General features: G+C 38.8%; 25 protein-coding genes. 10 read left to right on the plus strand and 15 right to left on the minus strand.

What is annotated here, in order from left to right:
* Window positions 1–81 precede the first annotated feature (81 nt).
* Window positions 82–954 (plus strand): TetR/AcrR family transcriptional regulator, encoded by an 873-nt coding sequence (locus AC0KUU_RS21880; protein WP_013085359.1) that lies wholly within the window; start codon window positions 82–84, stop codon window positions 952–954.
* 24 nt (window positions 955–978) lie between these two features.
* Here AC0KUU_RS21880 and AC0KUU_RS21885 read toward each other — a convergent pair whose 3' ends face one another.
* Complete coding sequence (locus AC0KUU_RS21885; protein ID WP_043977273.1) at window positions 979–1,563, minus strand: DUF502 domain-containing protein; 585 nt, start codon at window positions 1,561–1,563, stop codon at window positions 979–981.
* Between the two features lie 171 nt (window positions 1,564–1,734).
* On the opposite strand from AC0KUU_RS21885, the gene AC0KUU_RS21890 reads away from it, so the two are divergent.
* The gene (locus tag AC0KUU_RS21890; protein WP_322552531.1) at window positions 1,735–2,529 is read left to right on the plus strand and encodes an SDR family oxidoreductase; all 795 of its coding nucleotides are present in this window, start codon (window positions 1,735–1,737) and stop codon (window positions 2,527–2,529) included.
* A 129-nt stretch (window positions 2,530–2,658) separates the two neighbouring features.
* Complete coding sequence (locus tag AC0KUU_RS21895) at window positions 2,659–3,861, plus strand: MFS transporter (RefSeq protein WP_162215072.1); 1,203 nt, start codon at window positions 2,659–2,661, stop codon at window positions 3,859–3,861.
* 37 nt (window positions 3,862–3,898) lie between these two features.
* Here AC0KUU_RS21895 and AC0KUU_RS21900 read toward each other — a convergent pair whose 3' ends face one another.
* The 3 genes from AC0KUU_RS21900 to AC0KUU_RS21910 all read right to left on the minus strand — a co-directional run bounded on the left by AC0KUU_RS21900 (window position 3,899) and on the right by AC0KUU_RS21910 (window position 6,201).
* Window positions 3,899–4,330, minus strand: coding sequence for a carboxymuconolactone decarboxylase family protein (locus tag AC0KUU_RS21900; protein WP_016765843.1), 432 nt, complete (start codon window positions 4,328–4,330; stop codon window positions 3,899–3,901).
* A gap of 136 nt (window positions 4,331–4,466) precedes the next feature.
* Complete coding sequence (locus tag AC0KUU_RS21905) at window positions 4,467–5,360, minus strand: LysR substrate-binding domain-containing protein (RefSeq protein WP_230183992.1); 894 nt, start codon at window positions 5,358–5,360, stop codon at window positions 4,467–4,469.
* Window positions 5,361–5,571: 211 nt separating this feature from the next.
* Window positions 5,572–6,201 (minus strand): FMN-dependent NADH-azoreductase, encoded by a 630-nt coding sequence (locus tag AC0KUU_RS21910; RefSeq protein WP_473453060.1) that lies wholly within the window; start codon window positions 6,199–6,201, stop codon window positions 5,572–5,574.
* 218 nt (window positions 6,202–6,419) lie between these two features.
* Here AC0KUU_RS21910 and AC0KUU_RS21915 point away from each other — a divergent pair, with 218 nt between their 5' ends.
* Window positions 6,420–7,133, plus strand: coding sequence for an FTR1 family iron permease (locus AC0KUU_RS21915; protein ID WP_043977283.1), 714 nt, complete (start codon window positions 6,420–6,422; stop codon window positions 7,131–7,133).
* 30 nt (window positions 7,134–7,163) lie between these two features.
* On the opposite strand, the gene AC0KUU_RS21920 is transcribed toward AC0KUU_RS21915, so the two are convergent.
* From AC0KUU_RS21920 to AC0KUU_RS21930, 3 genes are all read right to left on the minus strand, one after another.
* The gene (locus AC0KUU_RS21920; protein ID WP_097824871.1) at window positions 7,164–8,519 is read right to left on the minus strand and encodes a sensor histidine kinase; all 1,356 of its coding nucleotides are present in this window, start codon (window positions 8,517–8,519) and stop codon (window positions 7,164–7,166) included.
* On the minus strand, window positions 8,497–9,222 hold the full coding sequence (locus AC0KUU_RS21925) for a response regulator transcription factor (RefSeq protein WP_162215074.1): 726 nt from the start codon (window positions 9,220–9,222) through the stop codon (window positions 8,497–8,499). Before AC0KUU_RS21925 ends, AC0KUU_RS21920 begins: the two co-directional genes overlap by 23 nt.
* 158 nt (window positions 9,223–9,380) lie before the next feature.
* A complete protein-coding gene (locus tag AC0KUU_RS21930; RefSeq protein WP_034648446.1) occupies window positions 9,381–10,508 on the minus strand; it encodes an MGDG synthase family glycosyltransferase in 1,128 nt (375 codons plus the stop codon).
* A gap of 162 nt (window positions 10,509–10,670) precedes the next feature.
* On the opposite strand from AC0KUU_RS21930, the gene AC0KUU_RS21935 reads away from it, so the two are divergent.
* From AC0KUU_RS21935 to AC0KUU_RS21950, 4 genes are all read left to right on the plus strand, one after another.
* Window positions 10,671–11,297 carry an undecaprenyl-diphosphatase gene (locus tag AC0KUU_RS21935; RefSeq protein ID WP_043977288.1) on the plus strand — a complete coding sequence of 209 codons (627 nt, stop codon included), beginning with the start codon at window positions 10,671–10,673 and terminating at the stop codon, window positions 11,295–11,297.
* 162 nt (window positions 11,298–11,459) lie between these two features.
* Window positions 11,460–11,699, plus strand: a complete 240-nt coding sequence (locus AC0KUU_RS21940; protein ID WP_372482337.1) for a hypothetical protein — start codon at window positions 11,460–11,462, stop codon at window positions 11,697–11,699.
* A 68-nt stretch (window positions 11,700–11,767) separates the two neighbouring features.
* Window positions 11,768–12,205, plus strand: coding sequence for a MarR family winged helix-turn-helix transcriptional regulator (locus tag AC0KUU_RS21945; protein WP_013085370.1), 438 nt, complete (start codon window positions 11,768–11,770; stop codon window positions 12,203–12,205).
* Between the two features lie 27 nt (window positions 12,206–12,232).
* Window positions 12,233–12,874, plus strand: coding sequence for a nitroreductase family protein (locus tag AC0KUU_RS21950; RefSeq protein WP_013059680.1), 642 nt, complete (start codon window positions 12,233–12,235; stop codon window positions 12,872–12,874).
* Between the two features lie 33 nt (window positions 12,875–12,907).
* On the opposite strand, the gene moaD is transcribed toward AC0KUU_RS21950, so the two are convergent.
* From moaD to AC0KUU_RS21975, 5 genes are read right to left on the minus strand one after another with little or no spacing between them, the layout of a single operon-like run.
* Window positions 12,908–13,141 (minus strand): molybdopterin converting factor subunit 1, encoded by a 234-nt coding sequence (moaD, locus tag AC0KUU_RS21955; RefSeq protein ID WP_013085372.1) that lies wholly within the window; start codon window positions 13,139–13,141, stop codon window positions 12,908–12,910.
* Between the two features lie 2 nt (window positions 13,142–13,143).
* A complete protein-coding gene (locus AC0KUU_RS21960; RefSeq protein WP_013059682.1) occupies window positions 13,144–13,608 on the minus strand; it encodes a molybdenum cofactor biosynthesis protein MoaE in 465 nt (154 codons plus the stop codon).
* Window positions 13,605–14,132, minus strand: coding sequence for a molybdopterin-guanine dinucleotide biosynthesis protein B (mobB, locus tag AC0KUU_RS21965; RefSeq protein WP_237075057.1), 528 nt, complete (start codon window positions 14,130–14,132; stop codon window positions 13,605–13,607). Before mobB ends, AC0KUU_RS21960 begins: the two co-directional genes overlap by 4 nt.
* A complete protein-coding gene (locus AC0KUU_RS21970) occupies window positions 14,120–15,385 on the minus strand; it encodes a molybdopterin molybdotransferase MoeA (RefSeq protein ID WP_322552533.1) in 1,266 nt (421 codons plus the stop codon). Before AC0KUU_RS21970 ends, mobB begins: the two co-directional genes overlap by 13 nt.
* A 17-nt stretch (window positions 15,386–15,402) precedes the next feature.
* Window positions 15,403–16,419 carry a molybdopterin-synthase adenylyltransferase MoeB gene (locus AC0KUU_RS21975; RefSeq protein WP_043977293.1) on the minus strand — a complete coding sequence of 339 codons (1,017 nt, stop codon included), beginning with the start codon at window positions 16,417–16,419 and terminating at the stop codon, window positions 15,403–15,405.
* A 161-nt stretch (window positions 16,420–16,580) separates the two neighbouring features.
* Here AC0KUU_RS21975 and mobA point away from each other — a divergent pair, with 161 nt between their 5' ends.
* Entirely contained in the window at window positions 16,581–17,150 is a 570-nt protein-coding gene (gene mobA / locus AC0KUU_RS21980) for a molybdenum cofactor guanylyltransferase (RefSeq protein WP_098333930.1), read from the plus strand.
* A 12-nt stretch (window positions 17,151–17,162) separates the two neighbouring features.
* Here mobA and moaA read toward each other — a convergent pair whose 3' ends face one another.
* The 3 genes from moaA to AC0KUU_RS21995 all read right to left on the minus strand — a co-directional run bounded on the left by moaA (window position 17,163) and on the right by AC0KUU_RS21995 (window position 19,383).
* Window positions 17,163–18,179 (minus strand): GTP 3',8-cyclase MoaA, encoded by a 1,017-nt coding sequence (gene moaA / locus AC0KUU_RS21985; protein WP_098967033.1) that lies wholly within the window; start codon window positions 18,177–18,179, stop codon window positions 17,163–17,165.
* A 46-nt stretch (window positions 18,180–18,225) separates the two neighbouring features.
* Complete coding sequence (gene fdhD / locus AC0KUU_RS21990; protein WP_370506938.1) at window positions 18,226–18,972, minus strand: formate dehydrogenase accessory sulfurtransferase FdhD; 747 nt, start codon at window positions 18,970–18,972, stop codon at window positions 18,226–18,228.
* A 66-nt stretch (window positions 18,973–19,038) separates the two neighbouring features.
* The gene (locus tag AC0KUU_RS21995) at window positions 19,039–19,383 is read right to left on the minus strand and encodes a Na-translocating system protein MpsC family protein (RefSeq protein ID WP_013085380.1); all 345 of its coding nucleotides are present in this window, start codon (window positions 19,381–19,383) and stop codon (window positions 19,039–19,041) included.
* Window positions 19,384–19,747: 364 nt separating this feature from the next.
* On the opposite strand from AC0KUU_RS21995, the gene fdhF reads away from it, so the two are divergent.
* Complete coding sequence (gene fdhF / locus AC0KUU_RS22000; RefSeq protein ID WP_097824878.1) at window positions 19,748–22,687, plus strand: formate dehydrogenase subunit alpha; 2,940 nt, start codon at window positions 19,748–19,750, stop codon at window positions 22,685–22,687.
* The last annotated feature ends 8 nt before the right edge of the window (window positions 22,688–22,695 follow it).

Raw genomic sequence — 22,695 nt, forward strand, 5'->3', positions numbered from 1 at the left:
ATACCTTTATCTTTTTTAGTGTATGATACTATTATCTAACGAAATGAATGGCTAAATTGTTCAATAAAGGAGGTAGAATACATGAAAGAAAAAGAAAAGAGAATAATTGAAGCTTCGATTAAGCTTTTTGCAAAAAAAGGATTTAATGCTACCTCTGTGCAAGAAATTGTAGATGAATGCAACATTTCAAAAGGTGCATTTTACCTGCACTTCAAATCTAAGGATGCACTTTTATTATCAATTCTAAACTTTTACTATGAAAAGCTGTTTAGCTCTGTTTATGCTCTCGACGAGGAAGTAAACGATGCCCGCAGCCGCTATATGAATCAGCTCATCTATTTCTATGAATTTATTACGGAGCACAGAGATTTTATTATCATGCAAATTCGTGAAAAATCTATTCCATTTAACAAAGAAGTGGAGACCTTTGTTCATAAAATGCAGCGAGAAACGTTTTACTTTCATCGCAAAAGCCTCGTTAGCGTATACGGAGAAGACGTAACTCCTTATATCTCGGATTTAACGAAAATGATTGAAGGTATTCATCATTCCTTTTTAGAAATTATTATCTTCAATCAATTCGAACTTACATTTAAAGAAGTAGCACAGTACATAATGGATCGAGTTGATGTATTAGTAGAAGATTTATTAGCTAGAAAACCTCGTCCCCTTATTCCTGCTTCTTTTGGTGAAGATATATATGGAAAGGAAAGAACGACTTTTCTCAGTAAAAATGAGCAGGTAAAACAAGCTCTTGAGGAAATTAAACATCTGCTAGACACCAGCGATCATATTTCTGATGAACACGCAGACAGCTTTCACATTTTACAAACGGAGCTAAAAAAAGATAAGCCTACCGCTGCTATTGTAAAAGGCATGGTTGGAAATTTAACGGAACTTAAACCGTTGGAAGAACCGCTTAATCTTTTAACAGCCTTACTCCAACAAAAATAACAGAAGGCTTCAACAAGCCTTCTGTTATTTTTCTGCTTTTGAACTAGATACTCCCCCAGATAACACGAACTTCATTGCTTCTTCCGGCTTAATATCTAACCATTCAATTTCTTCTTTTGGAATCAAAAAAGTAAAACCAGCTACTTGAAAAGTTTGCGGAACATAGACGGCTACGTGGTCTTTTAACGAGTGAATCACCTCTTCTACTTCTTCAGAGGTCACAAACCCTATGACTTTCATTGACGTGCCGGGCATCATCACTAAAACTACTTTTGAAAAGGACTTTTTTTCTCCAAGAAAAGATTGAAGCGTATCTTTAATGACGATATATAGCGTTTTAACAAGCGGTATTCTTTCTAACAACCGGTCAATTAAGTTAATGATTTTCCCTGCAAAAAAACGAGTTGATAACCATCCTAAGAACGTAATTAAGACAAGAGTCGCTAAGATCCCAACCCCCGGTATATAATCCTGCTTCATGTAGGGCTTCAATACGTTTCCTAAAATGCTGTCTAAAAAATTAAACACTCTTACCAAAATATAAATAACGAGGATAATAGGAACAATCGTTAAGAGCCCATTAATAAAACTTTTTATGATTGCTTTCATGCAAACACCTCATTTTTTCTAACATACTGCTGTTCATTATACAATGGATTTATTTTCGCTGCCCCTCTTTATTCTTATTCACATACGTATAAACTAGCGACGTTTTATCAAAATAATAGATGGGTACATGAACATACATACTTATATATTTATTTTTTCGGAGGGATACAATTGGGACGTTTAGAATCAAAAATTGCTGTTATTACAGGGTCAAGCTCTGGCATAGGAAAAGCAACCGCTGAGCGCTTCGCGAAAGAAGGCGCGGTTGTTATTTGTGCCGATATTAATTTAGACGGTGTGAAAAAAGTAGCACAAGAAATTAAAGATGCTGGCGGTGAAGCCTACGCCTACTATATCGATGTAGCTGAAGAAGAAAAAGTAAAAGAATTGACAGCAGAAATTGAAAAGAAATTTGGTAAAGTGGACATTCTTTTTAATAATGCCGGTACAGACACAGAAGGCGGCAAGCTTCACGAATATCCAGTAGAACTTTGGGATCGCTTAATGTCGGTAGATTTACGCGGAACGTTTCTTGTAAGCAAATACGTTATTCCGCTGATGTTAGAAAATGGCGGATCGATTATTAATAATTCATCTGTGTCCGGACTGGCAGCAGACTTAGATCGTTCTGGCTATAACGCGGCGAAAGGTGCTATTACCAACCTAACAAGAACCATGGCAATTGACTACGCTCGTGAAGGTATTCGCGTTAACTCAATTGCTCCTGGAACAATCGAAACACCTCTTCTTGATGATTTATCAGGCGCTGAAGAAGGAAAAAAATTCAGAAAAGCATATGAATGGGTCGATCCGATGGGGCGTCTAGGAAAACCGGAAGAAGTAGCCGGTGCTGTATTATTTTTAGCATCTGATGACAGCTCATATGTGACAGGTGATTGCATTACTGTAGACGGCGGTCATATGGCGTATACGTGGCCTGGAAAAATGCTTTACGATAAAATGTGAGAATAAAATTAGCTCTATACCAGTAGGTATAGAGCTTTTCCGTTTGAATTTTTTCTTTAAAATAGACGTGACATTATGTCAAGACAGGTGTAAACTTAAAGCAAAATTCTTTGCTTCTAGGAGGAAGACATGAAAACAAAACAATTATCAGAACGTCAGCTTCTTGGCATCGCAGGGCTCGGGTGGCTCTTTGATGCAATGGATGTTGGCATTTTGTCTTTTATCATTGCAGCTCTTCACGCTGAATGGGGACTTTCCCCTACTGAAATGAGTTGGATAGGCAGCGTTAACTCGATCGGAATGGCGGTTGGAGCTTTGGTGTTTGGGTTACTGGCTGATCGAATTGGGCGAAAAACTGTTTTTATTGTAACTCTTGTTCTTTTTTCAGTGGCAAGCGGCCTTTCGGCTCTTACTACTACCCTTGCTGCTTTTTTAGTATTTCGATTTTTAATTGGAATGGGTTTAGGAGGAGAGCTGCCTGTTGCTTCTACACTTGTTTCTGAGACCGTGGCGCCGGAAAAACGCGGTAAAGTGGTCGTGCTGTTAGAAAGTTTTTGGGCGTTCGGTTGGCTACTGGCAGCGCTTATTTCTTATTTTGTAATCCCAGCTTACGGGTGGCAGCTAGCGCTTATCCTAACGGCTATTCCAGCGTTTTATGCCATTTATTTGCGCATTAAACTGCCCGATTCTCCTCAGTTTGTGGAAGCGACAAAAGAAAAGAAACCGTCGATTGCGGACAATGTAAGAAGCGTGTGGTCTAAGCCTTATCGTCAATCTACCATTATGCTCTGGGTTCTGTGGTTTTGCGTTGTATTTTCATATTACGGCATGTTTTTATGGCTACCTAGCGTCATGGTCATTAAAGGTTTTAGCTTGATCAAAAGCTTTGAATACGTATTGATTATGACATTAGCTCAACTGCCTGGCTATTATACGGCTGCTTGGTTTATTGAACGCATGGGCCGAAAATTCGTATTGGTCACATATCTGTTAGGTACGGCTGCCAGCGCATATATCTTCGGAAATGCGGAGTCACTTTGGCTGCTGCTAACAGCAGGTATGCTGTTGTCTTTCTTCAACTTAGGTGCTTGGGGTGCTTTATACGCGTATACACCTGAGCAATATCCGACATCTATCCGAGGCACAGGAGCTGGAATGGCTGCTTCTTTTGGACGAATTGGAGGAATTTTAGGGCCGCTGTTAGTTGGATATATGTCAACGCAAGGTACGTCTTTAACCGTTACGTTCTCAATCTTTTGTGGAGCTATTTTAATCGGTGTTGGTTCGGTTGTTTTTCTAGGAAAAGAAACCAAACAAAAGCAGCTCGTATAAACAAAGACGCTCTTTTAGAGCGTCTTTGTTGTGCTTATTATTTATTTTCTACCAGCTCTTTTTCATCTGCCTCTACTTCCACGTCACGCTGAGCGAATACTTTCTTGGCTACGCTTAAAGCATTTAACACGCGAGGGAAGCCTGTGTATGGGATTAATTGAATAATGCTCTCCACAATCTCCTTCGGCTCTAGTCCAGCTGTTAAACCTGTATTTAAATGCAGCTCAAGCTGAGGCTCTGTACCCTGAGTGACTAATGATGAAATGGTAACTAATGCTCGTTGCTTATTGGTTAGACCCGGCCGTGAATAAATGTCTCCATAGGCAAATTCAATAATATATTTCCCAACGTCAGGAGCTAGGTCTTTTAAGTCTTCTGTAATTTTTAAATGAGTTGAAATATCATCGTTACTCGTTAATGTATATTCCATTAATTTATCTAAACCTTTTTGATAACTATCTTGTGCCATGTAAAATCAACCTCCGTATTTTTTACTGACACCGCGCGGAATCAATGTTTGTTTTCTTGTATGTTTTCTACACTATCTACTTTAACGCACGTTCTCTCTTTCGTAAAATACATATATTCAATACAACATATGCATTTTATCTATATAAAGCAGAATGCTGTTCATTCATATAGTGAAGAAATTGCTTAGAGGCATATGAAATATACTTATCTTTTTTTAAAATCAATCCTAAATCCCATGAAATTGAAGGGTTAGTAATAGGAACTGCTTTTACAATAGAGGAATCTACTTTTGCCGCAATGGACTGTGGAAAGATAGATACTCCTAAGTTTTCGGCAATCATTTCACCAATAAAATCCCATTGAGAGCTCTCGTAAGCTACGTTAGGTTCAAATCCTGCTTGTTGACATGCATGAATAAGCCGGTCGTGAAGCGTAAAATCTTCATTAAATAAAATAAATTTCTCTTGGGCCAATTCATTAATTTCCACATGAGTTTTAGAGGCTAAAGGATGGGAATGGTGAACATATAAAAGCATTTTTTCAGAGATAAAAGGATTAATATCAAAAAGATGTTCATTTACCGGAAGCACCGCTACACCTAAGTCTAACTCTCCTTTTTCTACTGCTTTTTGAACACGATTGGCTCCGTATTCAATAAGTTTAATCGTAATATCTGGATAAAGCTGCTGAAACCCTTTGATAATCTTTGGAAAGAACAGAACTCCAATCAATGGAGGAATTCCAATTTTAATCATTCCTTTCTTCAGATTCATCACATCATATAAATAAGTCGATAGCTCATCAATGGATGCCATGACTTTTTGTCCTTGCGCATACACCACTTCCCCGGCATCCGTTAAATCAATCTGTCTTGCGGACCGATCAATTAATTCTACTTCCAATTCTTCTTCTAAGTTTTTCACCATTTTGCTCAAGGTCGGCTGTGAAATATGGAGACTTTGAGATGCTTTAGTAAAGCTCCTTAATTTAGCGACTTCTAAAAAATAATTAAGCTGACGAATATCCATCTCTGCTCCTCCTATAGATAAGGCGAATATCTTTTATATTTTTTATTCATTTTACCTATTATTTTTTAGGATATACAGTAAAAATATAAAGAAAAGATGGACACATAATAAATCAATTTAATCTAAATAAGGACAAATGGGATAAAGGCGCTGGTATGGACCGCTTGTGACACCGCTGTTGCTTTCCGCGGGCGACCGCTGAGCCTCCTCTTCACTTGCGCTCCTGCGGTGTCTCACCTGTTCCGCTTTTCCGGCAGGAGTCTTCGCCTTGCCCACGATCTGGAAACTGATTATGTCCCTCAATAATAACAGAGTTCACATCCGTGATTCCAAAGAATTGAAGTACGCTGCTGACATATTTAACGGCCATTTCGACCTCAGCTGCTGGACCTTCTGAATACACTCCGCCTCGCGCGTTTAATAACATCACTTTTTTATCGCCTAGTAATCCCACCGGACCTTCGGGCGTATACTTAAACGTTTTGCCTGCTTGATTTAAATAATCAAGGTACGTATGAAGCACGGCTGGCACAGTAAAATTCCAAAGCGGAAAGGCGATAACAATTTTATCTGCTCTCACAAATTGTTCTAAGTAGGAATTAGCAGTTGCTGCTGCTTTGTTTTCCGCTGCCGTCACTTCTAGCCCTCTTGCTAATTTAAACTGACCGTTTATCATGTCGGCACCTAAATAAGGAAGTTCTTCTTTAAACAAATTTAGCTCTATTATTTCTTCATCTTGATGCGATTGTTGATAGCTTTTTAAAAATGCATCATATAATTTCATGCTAACCGCTTCACTTGCCGATCTGTCATTTGCTTTTATAAAAAGAGTATAACTCATACTAAAACCTCCACTGATTGTTCATACTCTTATTTTATTCGCTTTTTTCGTGCGTTTCGAACGACTTTATAATGAAATACCTTCATACTTTAGTCTGAAAAATCCTATATTAGATTTTTATTAAAGAGCAAAAAAAACAAATTGACAACGATAATCATTATCATTAAAATTAGAGAGAATTTAATTATTACTATCATTTAAAGTAAGGGGAGCTTTTTATGTGGTCGAGTTTGGCTTTGTCGCTTCGTGAAGGTTTAGAAGCGTCACTTATTATTGGAATTATTTTAGCTCATGTTACAAAAATTGGCCGAAAAGACTTAAAGTATTCCGTCTTCATTGGCGCTGCTGCTGGCCTTATTTTCAGCTTAGTATTTGGCTTTATTGGCTTTAATGAGGCGAGAGAGTTAGAAGAAGAGTCAGAAGAAATTTTTGAAGGAGTCATGATGCTTTTAGCTGCAGGTCTTATCGCTTACTTTATTCTGTGGTTGCATCGGAGCAAAGAAATGACATCTTCGGTTACATCAAAAATTTCCAGAAGCTCTTCCAAATGGGGATTAATCGTTTTAGCCTTTTTATCCGTCTTTCGTGAAGGAACAGAACTAATTATTTTTAATCTGACACAAGTGAATCAACACGCCTCTTCTATTGTATTCGGCAGTATAAGTGGCATTTTGCTGGCCATCGTTATTACATACATTCTGTTCAAAACAGCTATTAAGCTGAACCTGTGGATTATTTTTAAAGCGCTTGGTGTTTTCCTTATTTTTATTGGAGGAGAGTTATGCGGTGAAGGCTTGGTTAAGCTATTTGAAGCTGGTGGAGAACCCCTTGAAATAATTGGATTTAGTGTATTTACAGTTGCATCACTGTATCTATTCTTCCAAACGGAGTTAAAAAAATTAAGAGTAAGAAAACAAAAATCAGCATCATAATCACACAAAAGCCGCCTAACGGCGGCTTTCTCAGTTTGTAGATGAAACGGGAAGGTGAATCACAACTTCCGTCCCTTGTTCTTCTTCACTTTTAATAAAAATCTCGCCTTTATGCTGACGGACAATAGTTTGTGCAATCGACAGTCCAAGCCCCGTTCCTCCCGTAGCTCTGCTTCTGGCTTTATCGACTCGATAGAAACGTTCAAAAATATGTGCAAGATCTTCTTTTGGAATGCCAATTCCATAGTCTTTTACTTTGATAATGACATCTTCCTGCTTTTTTTCAACGGTCACTTCAATTTTATCCGTACTGTATTTAATTGCATTATCAAGCAAAATAATCAATACTTGCTTCATTTTTAGTTCATCCACTTCAATCATAATGGGCGTTTGATCATAATGAAGAACTAATTCTCTTTTGTATACCTGCTGCAGCTGCTTAACGATTTGTTCAAAAATAAGAACAAGATCTGTTTGCTTCAGATCAAGCGTTTGTTCTTTTTCCACACTTGCCAGATCAAGCAGCGTTTCAATCATTTTTTGCATTTTGGTTGCTTCGGCATAGATAGTGTCGATCGCATCGAGCGTAATTTCTTCATTTTTAATCCCTCTTCTTCTTAATAAATTAGAATAACTGCGAATAACGGTTAGAGGGGTTTTTAATTCATGAGAAGCATCGGAAACAAACTGATTTTGCTTTTCAATATTTTCTCGTAAGCGGTCAATCATATGATTAAAGGTAACGGTCATCCCCTGCAGTTCATCTCTCGTTTCGGTTTGAATGAGGACTTTTTTAGGAACACCGCTCTCTTCGATCTCTTTCATCGTTGTGACCATATTTTTAATAGGATGCATAATGACGCGTGATAACCATCTTCCTCCTAAAAGAGACAGTAAAATGGACACAAGCGAACAAAAAATCAAAATTGATAGCAAAATATCTTTACGGGTTTCAAAACCAGTCAGGAGCTCACCAATCTCAAGCGTTTCAACGACTTGATTATTGACTTTGACAGGCATGCGAATAACCAATACTTGCTTTTCTCTGATTTTGCGAAGTTTCACCTTTTTTTTCTTTGAAAATTCGGGCTTAATTTTCACCAGATGAGGGTCATTTGATACCTGGTTAATGACCGTAGAATTTTCTGAGACTGTTCGGATAAATGAATGGTTGGTCAAATAAAATTTTAGTAACTCCGGCGAGAGCTCCACGGAATGATCTTGCTGACCTTTTTGAATAATCTCGCGTGCTTTTTCGAATAAAATGTCCTGTTCCATATTCACGGTAGATTTAGTAAAGGAGAAAAAAACAACGATGTTCATGATTAATAAAATAACCACTAGCCATGCTGTTGTCAGTAAATTAATCTTCGTCGTGATCTTCATGTTTCTCCTCTTTCATCATATATCCTACGCCCCGCACCGTATGAATGAGAGAAGTAGAAAAACCTTCATCTACTTTTTTTCTTAAGTGGCGAATATATACATCAATTACGTTCGTTTCTCCTTCATATTCATAGCCCCAAACGTTTGTGAGAATTCCTTCTCTCGTGACAATTTTATTTTTATTCGTAAGCAAATACACGACTAAATCATACTCTTTCGGTGTCAACGTAATGGATTCATTGTCTCTTAGGACTTCCCTTGTTTCAAGATTAATGGTCAAATCACTTATCGTTAAGAGCTCCGCTTCAGCTTCTTTCGTTCCTGATGCTTCTACGAGCGAACGATAGCGAATACAAGAGCGAACCCGTGCTAACAGTTCTTCAATTTCAAACGGTTTTGTAACATAATCATTAGCCCCTTGGTCTAAGCCCATTACCTTATCCAGCGTCGTATTTCTGGCAGTTAATAAAATAACTGGCGTAAATACTTCCGCTTTCCGAAGTCTTCTTAACACCTCAATACCACTCAGACTTGGAAGCATCACGTCTAGCAAAATGAGGTCATATTGAGCGGATGTTGCCGTCTCTAACCCCGCTTTCCCGTCGTACTCAACATCTACTTCATAATCTTCAAATTCCAATTCAATCTTTAACACTTTCGCAATTTGCGCTTCATCTTCCACAATTAAAATTTTCTCTTTCATGTTATACACCTCTCACCACATGTCTTAAGTGAAAGAATAGCTTCTTTAGATAAAAAAACAACACCTTTTTCAAAAGATGTTTGTTTTTTTATCTAAACCCTACTTTTTCAACATACTTGTCTTTTAGCTTATCCTTATTGTTTGTAAACATGAATGTTTTACGCATGAAGACCAATCGTTTGCTTTTCGCCTAAAATCCAATTGACTACTGCTAAAAGTTCTTCAGGCGTTTGTGCTTCGATTTCTTTATGGTAAGCAGCAATCGCGTTATATAATGTGCTCATTTTATCAGCATCCTGCAGCACTGCCTGCAGCTGACTTTCTAACGATTGATCTGCCTTTAGTTCTTGAACTAAGTTTCGTTCTGTTAAATAGCGTAAATTCACTTCTTCTTGACCTGGTAAAGCAGAATGAACAAAAATCGGTAAATTCTTGCGAAGAGCTTCACTGACCGTGATACCACCTGGCTTTGTTACAATAGCATCCACTTGTTCATACAGTTCATTCATTTCTGTGCGTGATGAAATGTACGGAATCGGTGTAACGTGCTGTAATTCCCATCCCTTGATTTCTTCATATAACTTTTGATTTTTGCCGCATAAGACAAAGTAATGAAAATGGCTCGCATCTTTTAAATCATTGTAGAAATCCATAATATTGCCTAAACCGCTGCTGCCTCCAGCAATTAAAATATTTCGATTACCAGGATGCTTAAATGTTCTTGTTTTTGTTATTTCTTCATGTACCGGTATTCCTGTGACCATCATATTTTGAAGTGGAATTTCACTTTGAGCACGAAGTCCTTTTTTTACTTCTTCACTAGGGAGAAAGTGAAAATCAATCTCTTCTTTTCCCCATAAATTATTAATAAAGAAATCCGTGTAGACATTTATAATAGGTACATCGCACTTGCCTTTTGCTTTTAATTGACTGAGCAAATAAGAAGGAAACCCATGTGTGCATATAATTAAATCCGGATTTTCTTCTTTAACTAAGTGCTCCATTTTTTTTGCGAATACGTGATGATACCATTTGAATGAATGAACAGGCGGTTCATAAAAGAGATGTTTGTATGCCATATTGTACGTTTCTGGAGCATAACGAATCCATTTCAAATATGTGCCTGTGACCACTTTTTCTAATAGTTCGTTTGTATAGCTTAATAAATCTATTTTTTTATAACAAATATTTGTTGTTCTTCTTTCCAATATATCCATTAACGCCTCTGCCACTTGATGATGGCCAGAAGGCATTTTTAGAAGAGGTAAAAATAAAACCTTTTTCAACTGTTTCATCTCCTATTCTAAAAGCAGTTTCTTCCTCTCCTTTTTATATCATTAAATGCCCTTAAATTTCGGATTTTAATTGATTTTTAATGTGAAATTCATCGTTTTTTTAGAGTGTCAATCTAAACTAAGAGTGAAAAGTACTGCATAAGGAGAAAACAAATGAACCTCAATTACGAAGTATTTCAATGGATTAATTCGTTTGCTGGTGAATCCAGCGCAATGGATTCTGTAATGATTATCATCACGAATAGCGTTCCTTATTTTATAATGGCTTGTTTGCTTTTGCTTTGGTTTAGCGGAAAAACAGAAAGAACAATTTATCACCGTTATACGGCTTTATACATGTTGTTTACAATTGTACTTTCTCTATGTATCAATGAGGTCATTCACCTGGTGTATTACCACCCACGTCCGTTTGTGACTCATCACGTTCATAAGCTGATTCCGCACCCGGCTAATTCATCTTTTGTGAGTGATCATTCGATTTTAGTCTTTTCTGCTGCTTGGATCATGTGGTTACGAAAAAACAAATGGAGAAGCATCATTTTTATATGGGCTGTCATTTCTGGCCTTTCACGTATTTACGTAGGCGTTCACTATCCAGCAGATGTACTTGGAGGCATGGTGATTGCGGGAGCTATCGGATGCTTTATTATATACGTTTCAGCTAAAACAACTCCTCTTATTCAGCGATTATTCTGGATTCACGATTTGATTATCAAGCGTATTCCGTTTCTATCTTCCTATACGCATGAACAAATTAGCAAAAAAAATCATTCAGCTTAAAGAGGCTGAGGCAAAAATAGTTTAGCTGAAATGAAAAACGAATTACTAATCAAACAGTTTGATTAGTGGTTCGTTTTTTTTGTTATGGTGAACGTAGATTTTATCTGTTTCGTTCCTTCCAGCAGTTGATTGGAGGGCAAGGCGAAGACTCTTGCGGGAACAGTGGAACAGGTGAGACCCCCGCAGGAGCGCAAGCGACGAGGAGGCTCAGCGGCCGCTCGCGGAAAGCGAAGCCTTGCACGGAAATCAACTGCGGTCGAGCAAGCAGTCCAGATTACATATCCAGATTGTTCACCTTTGAATGGGATTCATTTCGTTACGTCTCAGCCTCTTTTTTTATTATTTTTAAAAAACAAAGTTCACTTTCTTGACTTTCACTTTTATTTATTTTATATTAGTTGATGTATCAAACATTGATGTATCAAATATTAATTCATCAATAAATATCATAGAAAAAGGGAGCGACTTTCTTGTCACATTCATGTTCTGAAAAAGCAAATGTTCTGTATGCTCTGCAAGAAGTTAATAAACAAATTAATCAAAAGTTTGAGCATTGTACCGGTGTTAGCCAATCACGTCTTGATATTTTACATCAGCTTTATGAAACAGGTGAAATGAGTCAAAAGGCGCTTCAACAGCAAGTAAACATTGACAATGCTGCAATTACAAGGCATTTAAAGCAGCTCGAAGAAAGAGATGTTGTATCACGCCGTAAAAACCCTGATGACAACCGCGTAACATTTGTAAAGCTTACGAAAAGCGGACATGAAAAAATCGGTGCATTTCGAAACGAAAAAGCTCGCTTTATTGATGAAGCATTTAAAGATTTCAGCGAAGAAGAACAGCTGCTGCTTTCCAAAATGCTTGAGCGTTTAAAAGTAAACATTTCGGCCATTGAACGGTCATAACATTTTTAACATAAAGGAGAGTTCATCATGACGCAAACAAAAACACTAAACAATGATTTCCAAGATATTATTACAGGGCGCAGATCTATTCGTTATTACGACCCATCTGTCAAAATCAGCCGTGAAGAAATGAAAGAAATTTTAACAGAAGCGACGCTAGCTCCATCTTCTGTTAATGCACAGCCTTGGCGCTTTCTAGTAATTGATAGCCCTGAAGGAAAGGCAACATTAGCTCCGCTTGCTAAATTTAATCAATCACAAGTAGAAACATCAGCAGCTGTTATTGCGATTTTCGGCGATTTAAAAAGTGAAGAAAATTTAGATGAAATTTACGATAAAGCTGTTGAACTAGGCTATATGCCACAAGAAATTAGAGATATGCAAATTCCTAAAATTAAAGCGCACTACGCAGCTGCTTCTGAAGAATTAAATAAAGAAACAGTATTAATTGACGGCGGTTTAGTATCTATGCAGTTAATGCTTGCTGCACGTGCTCACGGTTATGATACAAACGCTATTGGCGGTTATGAAAAAGATCAAATTGCCGAAGCATTCGGTTTAGACAAAGAGCGCTATGCGCCGGTTATGTTACTTTCAATCGGCAAAGCAGCAAATAGCGGTTACCCGTCTGTACGTTTACCAATCGAAAAAGTAGCTCAATTTAGATAATAAAAAAAGGTGCTGTGTATTCAGCACCTTTTTTTATCCTCCACTAACGGGCGGAATAAATGCGACGGTATCTCCCGTTCCAATGGTTTCTTCATCTGTTACAAACTCTTCGTTGACTGCGGTCATCGTTTGCTTCAGAGAGGACAACTTATACGTTTTTTGCACATATTCCTTTAATTCCTTCACTGTTATATCTTGCTTATCAACTGTTACTTGTTCCACTCCAGCCTCTTCACGTATAGCAGCAAAAAATAAGACGTTAATCATTTTCACATCTCCTTCATTGGCTTTCCTTCAGGATATTCTTTCGTTTCTAACTGATCTCCAATCCATTTTGTTCCGTCTTCCCAAAATTCCTTTTTCCAAATTGGCACAATTTGCTTAATACGTTCAATAGCATACTCGTTTGCTTCATAAGCTGTTTTGCGATGCGGAGAAGAAACGGCAATAACTACTGCGACTTCTGTTATATCAAGCTTCCCGATTCGATGAGTAATAGCTGTCAACGCATCGGGCCACTTTTCCTGAATTTCGTCACCAATTTGGCTAAGCATTTTCACTGCCATTGGCACATAGGCTTGATATTCAAGAGAGAGCGTCTTCTTGCCTTTTGTAAATTCTCTTACCGTTCCAATAAATGTCGTAATAGCTCCCGCGTCTCTTCTAGAAACTTTTTTAATTATTTCATCTACGGCAATTGGCTGATTTACTACTTCAAATAAGTGCTGGTTCATCTTCTTTCCCCCACTTCTTTCAATAAAAAATTAAGATAAAGTTCGTCTTCTTGTAAGTGAAATATTGGATATGCTCCCTGCACTTCTTTTTTTAGCGGAACGTGACTAATCACGCATATAATATTGGTTAGAGAGGAAAGCAGAACAAGATCTTCTTCACTTCGAATCAAGACTGCTTTTGGATAGGATTCTTTTTTATATCCTTCAACAAAAATGACATCTGGCGAGAAAAATTGATAAAAATCAATCAGCTTTTTTAGGCTCCAGTCTTTACTAGCTGCCGTAAGCTGAAGGATTCCACCTCCCTCTACACCTGCCACATCGGCACCTGCTTGCTGGTGGCGATGACTGTCTTTTAGCTCACTGCTGCTATCTGGAGGTCCGCCGTGTCCATGATGCTTAATAGAACCTACACATAGATTGAATTGCTTCGCTCTTTTAATGAGCTTTTCCACTAAAGTAGTTTTTCCGCTGTTTTGAAATCCAACTACTTGTAAAACGGTACAACAAGCTACCAAGGCCATTCACTTCCCCGCACGTCATCTAGCAATAAGACGTCAACCAGCATTCCTTCTTTGTATCCTCTCGTCCCTCCAGGAAATATAATTAATGTATCTGCATGAGCTAAAGAAGAAACAGCACTAGATTTTGTAAAGCTTAATGGAGAAGCAATGAGCTGTCCTTCCCTGTATGAAAGCCTGCCAGATACAAATCGCATAAAAGGATTTGGCTTTAAAAAGTCTTTTCCTAACAAAGCTTTTTCTTTCCGAAGATGAGGGGCGCTCTTACCCGCATATGTACTGATTACCGGACGAGCCAGAAGTTCAAAACCGACATAGCACGCTGTAGGATTTCCCGAGAGGCCAAATAAAAGCTTTTCTTCCATACGAGCAACCGTTGTTACACTGCCTGGCCTCATCGCTATTTTATTAAAAAGAACTTCGGCTTGTAATTGCTTATAAACATCTGGTAGATAATCATAGTCTCCTACTGAAACGCCGCCCGTTGTAATCAGCATGTCCACTTCTGATAGTGCAGATTTTACCGCATTGTAGCACTCACTTAAATCATCGGGCATGATACCAAAATAGTTCACTTCGCCTCCAGCTTTTTCAATTTGCGCACGCAGCATATGAGTATTGCTATTACGAATTTTGCCCCGTTCAACAGGATCACTCACTTCCACTAGTTCACTTCCAGTTGCAAGTAATCCAACTACAGGTTTTTTGAAGACAGCTACGTTACTATAGCCAAATGTGGCTAAAAGAGCAGCTACTCCCGGAGTGATATACGTTCCTTTCGAAGCTAACACAGTTCCTTTTGTTGTTTCTTCTCCTTGAAAAGAAATGTTATCTCCGCTGTTAAACGAACGCTTGATTTGAACGATCGGCTGATTGTCTTTCGTATATTCTTTTGTTACTTCAAGCATGGCAACCGCATCGCAGCCTTTGGGAATAGGAGCTCCTGTCATAATACGCACAGCCTGCATCGCGCTGACTGTATGTTCAAAAATAGAACCCGCTCCTATTTCTCCTCGAACAGCCAGTTCTACTGGATGAAGTGATGATGCCTCTTTCGTATCTTGCGACCGAATGGCAAAACCATCATATGGAGAACGATCAAAAGCAGGAATGTCATGATCTGCTATTAAATCTTCAGCTAAAAATCTGCCGTGAGCTTCTTCAAGCGCAATGATTTCTTGCTTTCTGTTTTTTGCATACTGCATCACTCGTCCAACGCATTCTCCGACAGGGATAGGAGTTCGCTTTTCTCTCATTCTTTTCACTCCTTTACTCATCCTAGTAAACGATAATATAAGCTTCTCGCAAATTGAATATCATTCGTTCCATGAATAAATACACGGCCATCTTGAAAAATTACAAAGCGCTGCTCTGGAAGCTGACATGACAGAAGATATGGATTGCGGTCCACTTTCCCCTGTTTTTTTAACCGTTTTTCCAATTCATCGAAGTTGTACAAATGGCGCTGCGAGGGCCTGATTTGAACCGTCTCTCTGCCGCACAGAACGTCTGTTTTAAGCTGATTTTCATACGCTAAGTACGGATAAGTTTGGGTTGATCCGCAAGAAGAACATTTATCACTTTTCATTTTGCCCGTCTTAAATTCAGCATGCTGATTATTCCAGGCATCAAAGGTTAGAAATGTGTGGCGCAAAGCTTCAACATCTTCGACTAAAATTTTTAATGCTTCGGTTATTTGATAGGCTGCCACAATTTGAACAGCGGGACTAATAATTCCTGCTGTCTCACAGGTTGCTCCTCCGACAGGCACTTTTTTCAATATGCAGTGCAGACAAGGGGTTACATTTGGGATAACAGTATAAGTGGCGCCATAACTCCCTACACATGAGCCGTATATCCAAGGAACTTCATACTTATGTGACAAATCATTTAAAATAAAACGGATGTCGAAGTTGTCTGTCGCATCGATGATCACATCGGCTGTTTGGACGATACTTTCTAAATTAGCAGGCTGAGCATCCATCACCAGCGCTTCAATCTTCACTTCCGTGTTTATTTGACGCAAACGATTTTTTGCTGCTACAGCTTTAGGTAGTTTGTTTTGCGCATCTTGTTCTGTATAAAGCTGCTGACGCTGTAGATTACTCCATTCTACATAATCACGATCTACAAGAGTCAATTTTCCAATTCCAGCACGCACGAGGGCTTCTGCGCTAGCGCTGCCTAGAGCCCCTGCACCTACAACTAAAACATGCTTACTTCTAATTTGCTGCTGCCCTTTGTTTCCAATGGGCTGGAAAAGCTGCTGACGTGAATAACGTTCTGTCACTCTTTTCTCTCCCTTTCTCATTCAATCTCTGACTTCACTATCTATTCCTTCGTCAAAGATATTTCTTTAGAAACATGCTATTATACACATAAAGCTACGCTGCTTTACAGAGACTTTTTTGCATAAATATACAAATATATTTTGATGGAGGTATTTAATAAATGTCCATTGCAGGCATTGTATTAGCAGGAGGAAAATCTTCTCGCTACGGTAAACCAAAAATGTTTGAAACCTATAACAAGAAATCATTTTACGAATATAGTATAGATGCATTAAAAGAAAATCACGTCACACCTATACTTGTGTCTACCAACCAAGATTTACTCCCTTATTTTCAAAGAAAGGATGTTGCATTTGCAGTTGAAAAATGCCCGTATCAAGGTCCTTTGTATGCAATTCATCACGCTTTAACTGCGATCGATTGCTGCGCTGAATGGTTCTTTATTCTTTCTTGCGATATTCCTTTTATTAATGCTGAGTTTGTTCATCACATGATCACACTGACCCAAACGGACTCACCTGACATTGTTCTTCCTGTTCAGCCTGATCACATTCACCCGCTTCTAGCACTCTATCACCGTAGAACGCTTCCTCTTATTGAACAACTCGTTACACAAGGTGAAAGAAGGCTTACGCAATTGTTGAATCAGACAAACGTCCTTCGCGTGCCTTTTTCAGCAGAAGATCCCACTTTTATAAATGTGAATCATCGCAGTGATTGGGAAGTATAAAGCTTCTTTGAATTATCCACCAATATGAGACATTTCCACTTTTTCAGCGCCTTGGACCTGTCTTCCATTAGCTCGTTCGTCTGAGTAACGATCTTTCCGATGATTCCAGATATCAGAAATGGTGTCACAAACAGTATGATCAGAGGCTTCTGACCGTATCAGTGTGCGGAGGTCATATCCTTTTGACGCGAACAAACAGGTATAGAGCTTTCCTTCAGCCGATACTCTTGCGCGTGAACAAGTGGAACAGAATGAATCTGTGACAGATGAAATGATACCAATTTCCTCTTCTGTCCCGACGTATCGATACCTGGTGGCTACTTCTCCCGTATAATGAGGTGTAATTTCTTCAAGAGGCATTTCTTGTCCAACTATATCAAGAATTTGTTTCTTTGTTATAACCTCATCCATTTTCCATCCGTTTGAATTTCCAACATCCATATATTCAATAAAACGCAGCGTATGTTTTTTGTCTTTAAAATAGTGGGCCATCGGAAGAATATCCTGCTCATTCTTGCCTTTTTGGACAACCATGTTTATTTTGACTGAAATCCCCGCAAGAGCTGCTGCTTCTATTCCTTCTAATACTCGTTTTACGCTTCCTCGGTTTCCATTCAACTCTTGAAATCTCACTTCATCAAGCGAGTCTAAGCTAACGGTTACTCTTGATAATCCCGCTTTTGATAAGGCTTCTACATGCTTCTTTAACAGTGAGCCGTTTGTTGTTATGGCAATATCATCTATACCCTCAATTTGCTTCAGACGATTGATTAGATCTGGCAAGCCTTTTCTTAGCAGCGGCTCTCCTCCCGTTATACGCACTTTTTTTACTCCTAGCGATGCGAATAATCTAGTGAGTCTCTCTAATTCATCAAACGAAAGAATGTTTTCGGCAGGTAAAAATGGATAGTCTGCCCCAAAAATTTCTTCAGGCATACAATATCGACAGCGAAAGTTACAGCGATCTGTTACTGATAAACGCAAGTCTCGTAAAGGACGCTTTAAAGTATCAACTATAGCGTATGACATCTGCCTCATCTCTCCTCTCTCTAGCTGTCAGCTTCTCCACAGCAGATTAACTCTCTCTTAAAATTCTTTCCGGGCATGTATAAATATTCAACGAATCATTTCGAATAAACCCTACCGTTGTAATTCCCAATTCTTCTGCTAGATTTAAAGCAAGTTCAGTCGGGGCGGATTTTGAAAGAACCACTTCACACCCGATCTTCGCTACTTTCAACAAAATTTCTGAAGAAATACGGCCGCTGAAAACGACTACTTTATCTCTAATTGAAATATGGTGTTTTAAGCAATACCCGTATAGTTTATCTAGAGCATTATGCCTACCAATGTCCATTCTGCTAAGCATAAAGCCATTTTTATCACAAATAGCAGCGTTATGAACGCCACCCGTTTCTTGAAACGTAGCAGCAGATTGCTGCAGCTTATTCATCAATTGAAAACAATCCTTAATTGAAAGTTCTACCGATATATCGTTCATTTTTTTAGCAGTCAGTGCATCATTTATAAAGACAAACCCTTGTCTGCTCGCCCCGCAGCAAGACGTGATATATCGTTTATTTTGAAGGTTTTGAAAATACGGGTTTAATTTATCTATTGTAACATGAACATACCCTTCTTTTTCTTGAACCCATATGTTTTTAATGTCTGTGTATGCTCGGATAACCCCTTCAGATGCTAAATAGCCAATTACCATATCTTCAATGTATTGTGGGCTACATACCATCGTGACAAACTCTTCTTCATTAATTTTCACAGTCACAGGAAACTCCGTTACAATTTTATCTTCCACGCTTTCCATTTGACCATTTTTAAATCTAAGAACTGTACGCTTCTTAACGGTCGAGTTCATGTGATGTCTCCTTTTTTAAATAATGTTTTTATCAAAAACGAATACGGAAACCGCTATATTTTCTTTTATTTTCATATCTGAAAATAAATTAACCAACTTTGCTCCTACCAATTCTTCTAACCCTTCCGGCGGATTCGATGCATATACATCTTGGATCATTTTTGTTCGAGCTAGATGAACCATGTCACATCCTTCAGCAGTGCTTGCAATAAATGTTTCTGTCGGAGTTAAATTTCCATACAGTGTTGAGACAGCCATATTTTCAACAAAAACCGTATGTATTCTTTCCGGTCCTTTTCCAAATAAATCTTTTCGAAGCTTCCGAATAATATCATTAAATTCATGAATAGTTTTTGACATAATCAACGCTCTCCCACCGATTAAAATTAAATTGTGCATTTTATTCCTACAGTTTTTTTATCATAAATCAACACTTCAAAAAATAAAAGCCTAAAATCTTTGCAGCAAAACTTTTGAAGAGAGTTGGGTATTTAAAAAAGTTGTGCATTTAAAAACGTAGCGATATAATTATAAATAACCGAGATGGAATAATAATAATGAATTGTTATTACTCTATCACTTTTTCTTAACGATATAAATGGGCCGGATTGGCATATTAGTAAGACCTGCTAGTAAACTATTCCACCATGATTGCACTTCCCTTATTTAATTAGGCGTGTGTATTCATGGTGGTTTTTTGTTTTTATATAAAGGAGGAAAACAAATGAGTCGTGAAATCATCACTGTTCATATAAATGGTAACGAATACAAGGCAGCTTCAGGCTCTACCATACTCGAAATTATTAATCAGCAAAGCATTGAGCACCCTCAGATTTGTTATGTTCCTGAAGTGGATCCTATTCAAACTTGTGACACATGTATCGTTGAAATGAATGGCGAGTTAGTTCGTTCTTGTTCTACAAAAGCTGAAAACGGCATGAAGATTGAATTACAATCAGCACCCGCAAAAGCGGCACAGACGGAAGCAATGGATCGTTTATTAGAAAATCATTTGCTATACTGCACCGTTTGCGACAATAACAACGGAAACTGTAAATTACATAACACAGCCGAAATGATGGAGATTGAACATCAAAAATACCCCTATACGCCAAAGGCCTCAGAGAATGAAGTCGATATGTCTCATCCGTTCTACCGTTATGACCCTAATCAATGCATCGCTTGTGGCCAATGCGTAGAGGTTTGTCAAAATCTTCAAGTTAATGAAACACTCTCTATCGACTGGGAAGCAAAACGTCCCCGCGTTCTCTGGGATGACGGTGTAGCAATCAATGAATCTTCTTGTGTGAGCTGCGGTCAATGTGTAACCGTATGCCCTTGTAATGCCTTGATGGAAAAATCCATGCTTGGAGAAGCTGGATTTATGACTGGGCTTCCAAAAGACGTTTTAAATCCAATGATTGATTTAGTTAAAGAAGTAGAACCTGGATACAGCGGAATTTTTGCTGTTTCAGAAGTGGAAGCCGCTATGCGCGAAACACGCACAAAAAAAACAAAAACTGTCTGTACATTTTGCGGAGTTGGATGTTCATTTGAAGTATGGACAAAAGGCCGTGAAATCCTTAAAGTTCAGCCTAGCTCTGATGCTCCCGCAAATGCCATTTCAACCTGTGTAAAAGGAAAATTCGGCTGGGATTTTGTAAACTCTGAAAAACGTATTACTAAGCCTTTAATCCGAAAAAATGGTGCATTTGTAGAGTCGTCATGGGAAGAAGCCCTCGACTTAGTAGCAAGCAGGTTAAGCTCTATTAATCAGCAGTATGGACATGGATCAGTTGGTTTTATTTCTTCTTCTAAGATTACAAACGAAGAAAACTATGTTATTCAAAAGCTGGCTCGCCAAATGTTTGAAACAAATGACGTAGACAACTGCTCTCGCTACTGTCAGTCTCCTGCAACTGATGGATTATTTCGAACAGTGGGAATGGGAGGCGATGCCGGCACGATAAAAGACATCGCAAAAGCTGGACTGGTTATCATCGTTGGAGCTAACCCTGCTGAAGGTCATCCTGTATTAGCAACTCGCATCAAACGCGCGCACAAGCTTCATGACCAAAAACTAATCGTCGCAGATTTGCGCAAAAACGAAATGGCTGAACGCTCTGACATTTTCATCAGTCCAAAACAAGGTACGGACCAAGTATGGCTAATGGCTGTAACAAAATACATGATTGACCAAGGATGGCACAATGAAAAATTCATCCAAGAAAACGTCAACTATTTTGAAGACTTTCACTCTTTGCTTGAAAAGTACACGCTTGAATATGCTGAACAAATTACGGGTATTCCAGCAGCAACGCTCATTCAAATAGCTGAAATGATTCGAGACGCCGATGGAACCTGTGTGCTGTGGGGCATGGGCGTAACGCAAAATACGGGAGGCTCTGATACATCAGCGGCTATCTCAAACCTGTTGCTTGCTACTGGAAACTATCGACGCCCTGGAGCGGGCGCTTATCCGCTCCGAGGCCACAATAACGTCCAAGGAGCATGTGATATGGGAACTCTTCCTGCTTGGCTTCCAGGCTATCAGCACGTCACAGACTCAGTCGCCCGAGCGAAATTTGAAAAAGCATACGGTGTAAAAATTAAAGATAAGCCAGGGCTTGATAATATTCAAATGCTGCATTCAATTGATGAAGGAAAAATGAAGGCCATGTACCTTGTCGGAGAAGATATGGCTCTTGTTGATTCAAATGCTAACCATGTACACGAAATATTATCAAATTTAGATTTTTTTGTCGTCCAAGACATTTTCCTTTCGAGAACGGCTCAATATGCTGATGTTGTACTTCCTGCTGTTCCTTCTCTTGAAAAAGACGGAACATTTACCAATACGGAGCGACGTGTCCAAAGATTGTATCAAGCATTACCAACGCTCGGTGATTCAAAGCCGGATTGGTGGATTGTTCAAGAGATTGCCAACCGCTTAGGTGCGAACTGGACGTATACACATCCTGGTGATATCTTTGCAGAAATGGCTAGTCTATCACCTTTATTCAGCCAAGCCAGCTACGAAAATCTTGAAGGCTGGAATAGCTTCTTATGGGGGAGCTTAGAGGGAAAAAGCACGCCGTTACTTTACGTCGATGGGTTTAATTTCCCAGATAAAAAAGCGCGCTTTGCTTTATCACATTGGGTACTTCCTGCCGAATTCCCAGAAGAATATGATCTACACATTAATAATGGAAGAATGTTAGAACATTTTCATGAAGGGAATATGACCAATAAATCGAGCGGCATCCAATCAAAAGTACCGGAAGTATTTGTAGAAATTTCACCTCAGCTTGCCAAGGAGCGTGAAATTGAAGAAGGTTCGCTTGTCAGATTAATCTCACCGTTTGGAGCAGTAAAAGTACAGGCATTAATTACAGAGCGAGTAAAAGCAAATGAGCTGTATCTTCCAATGCACTCTGTTCATAAAGATTCGGCTATTAACTTCTTGACCGGACCTGCAGTCGACCAACGAACAAATACGCCGGCTTACAAACAAACAAAAGTACGGATGGAAGTATTAAGTAAAGGTGGAGAAACGCCTTTACCGTCTACAAATCCGCGTAACAAAAAACGTCATCCTCAAAATGGGGTCGAGGTTCAGCGTAAATGGAACCGTCCTGGCTACGTCCATTTAACAAGTAAATAGGAGGAGAA

Source organism: Priestia sp. ST2 (assembly GCF_055810735.1).

Excerpts from the sequence above, each read along its gene's own strand:
- fdhD (WP_370506938.1), bottom strand. The coding sequence starts at position 18,972 with ATGGAAAGCGTGGAAGATAAAATTGTAACGGAGTTTCCTGTGACTGTG.
- mobA (WP_098333930.1), top strand. The coding sequence starts at position 16,581 with ATGTCCATTGCAGGCATTGTATTAGCAGGAGGAAAATCTTCTCGCTAC.
- AC0KUU_RS21995 (WP_013085380.1), bottom strand. The coding sequence starts at position 19,383 with ATGTCAAAAACTATTCATGAATTTAATGATATTATTCGGAAGCTTCGA.
- AC0KUU_RS21950 (WP_013059680.1), top strand. The coding sequence starts at position 12,233 with ATGACGCAAACAAAAACACTAAACAATGATTTCCAAGATATTATTACA.
- AC0KUU_RS21925 (WP_162215074.1), bottom strand. The coding sequence starts at position 9,222 with ATGAAAGAGAAAATTTTAATTGTGGAAGATGAAGCGCAAATTGCGAAA.
- AC0KUU_RS21920 (WP_097824871.1), bottom strand. The coding sequence starts at position 8,519 with ATGAAGATCACGACGAAGATTAATTTACTGACAACAGCATGGCTAGTG.
- AC0KUU_RS21970 (WP_322552533.1), bottom strand. The coding sequence starts at position 15,385 with ATGAGAGAAAAGCGAACTCCTATCCCTGTCGGAGAATGCGTTGGACGA.
- fdhF (WP_097824878.1), top strand. The coding sequence starts at position 19,748 with ATGAGTCGTGAAATCATCACTGTTCATATAAATGGTAACGAATACAAG.
- AC0KUU_RS21910 (WP_473453060.1), bottom strand. The coding sequence starts at position 6,201 with ATGAGTTATACTCTTTTTATAAAAGCAAATGACAGATCGGCAAGTGAA.
- AC0KUU_RS21935 (WP_043977288.1), top strand. The coding sequence starts at position 10,671 with ATGAACCTCAATTACGAAGTATTTCAATGGATTAATTCGTTTGCTGGT.
- AC0KUU_RS21915 (WP_043977283.1), top strand. The coding sequence starts at position 6,420 with ATGTGGTCGAGTTTGGCTTTGTCGCTTCGTGAAGGTTTAGAAGCGTCA.
- moaA (WP_098967033.1), bottom strand. The coding sequence starts at position 18,179 with ATGTCATACGCTATAGTTGATACTTTAAAGCGTCCTTTACGAGACTTG.
- AC0KUU_RS21880 (WP_013085359.1), top strand. The coding sequence starts at position 82 with ATGAAAGAAAAAGAAAAGAGAATAATTGAAGCTTCGATTAAGCTTTTT.
- AC0KUU_RS21885 (WP_043977273.1), bottom strand. The coding sequence starts at position 1,563 with ATGAAAGCAATCATAAAAAGTTTTATTAATGGGCTCTTAACGATTGTT.
- AC0KUU_RS21900 (WP_016765843.1), bottom strand. The coding sequence starts at position 4,330 with ATGGCACAAGATAGTTATCAAAAAGGTTTAGATAAATTAATGGAATAT.
- AC0KUU_RS21960 (WP_013059682.1), bottom strand. The coding sequence starts at position 13,608 with ATGAACCAGCACTTATTTGAAGTAGTAAATCAGCCAATTGCCGTAGAT.
- moaD (WP_013085372.1), bottom strand. The coding sequence starts at position 13,141 with ATGATTAACGTCTTATTTTTTGCTGCTATACGTGAAGAGGCTGGAGTG.
- mobB (WP_237075057.1), bottom strand. The coding sequence starts at position 14,132 with ATGGCCTTGGTAGCTTGTTGTACCGTTTTACAAGTAGTTGGATTTCAA.
- AC0KUU_RS21895 (WP_162215072.1), top strand. The coding sequence starts at position 2,659 with ATGAAAACAAAACAATTATCAGAACGTCAGCTTCTTGGCATCGCAGGG.
- AC0KUU_RS21905 (WP_230183992.1), bottom strand. The coding sequence starts at position 5,360 with ATGGATATTCGTCAGCTTAATTATTTTTTAGAAGTCGCTAAATTAAGG.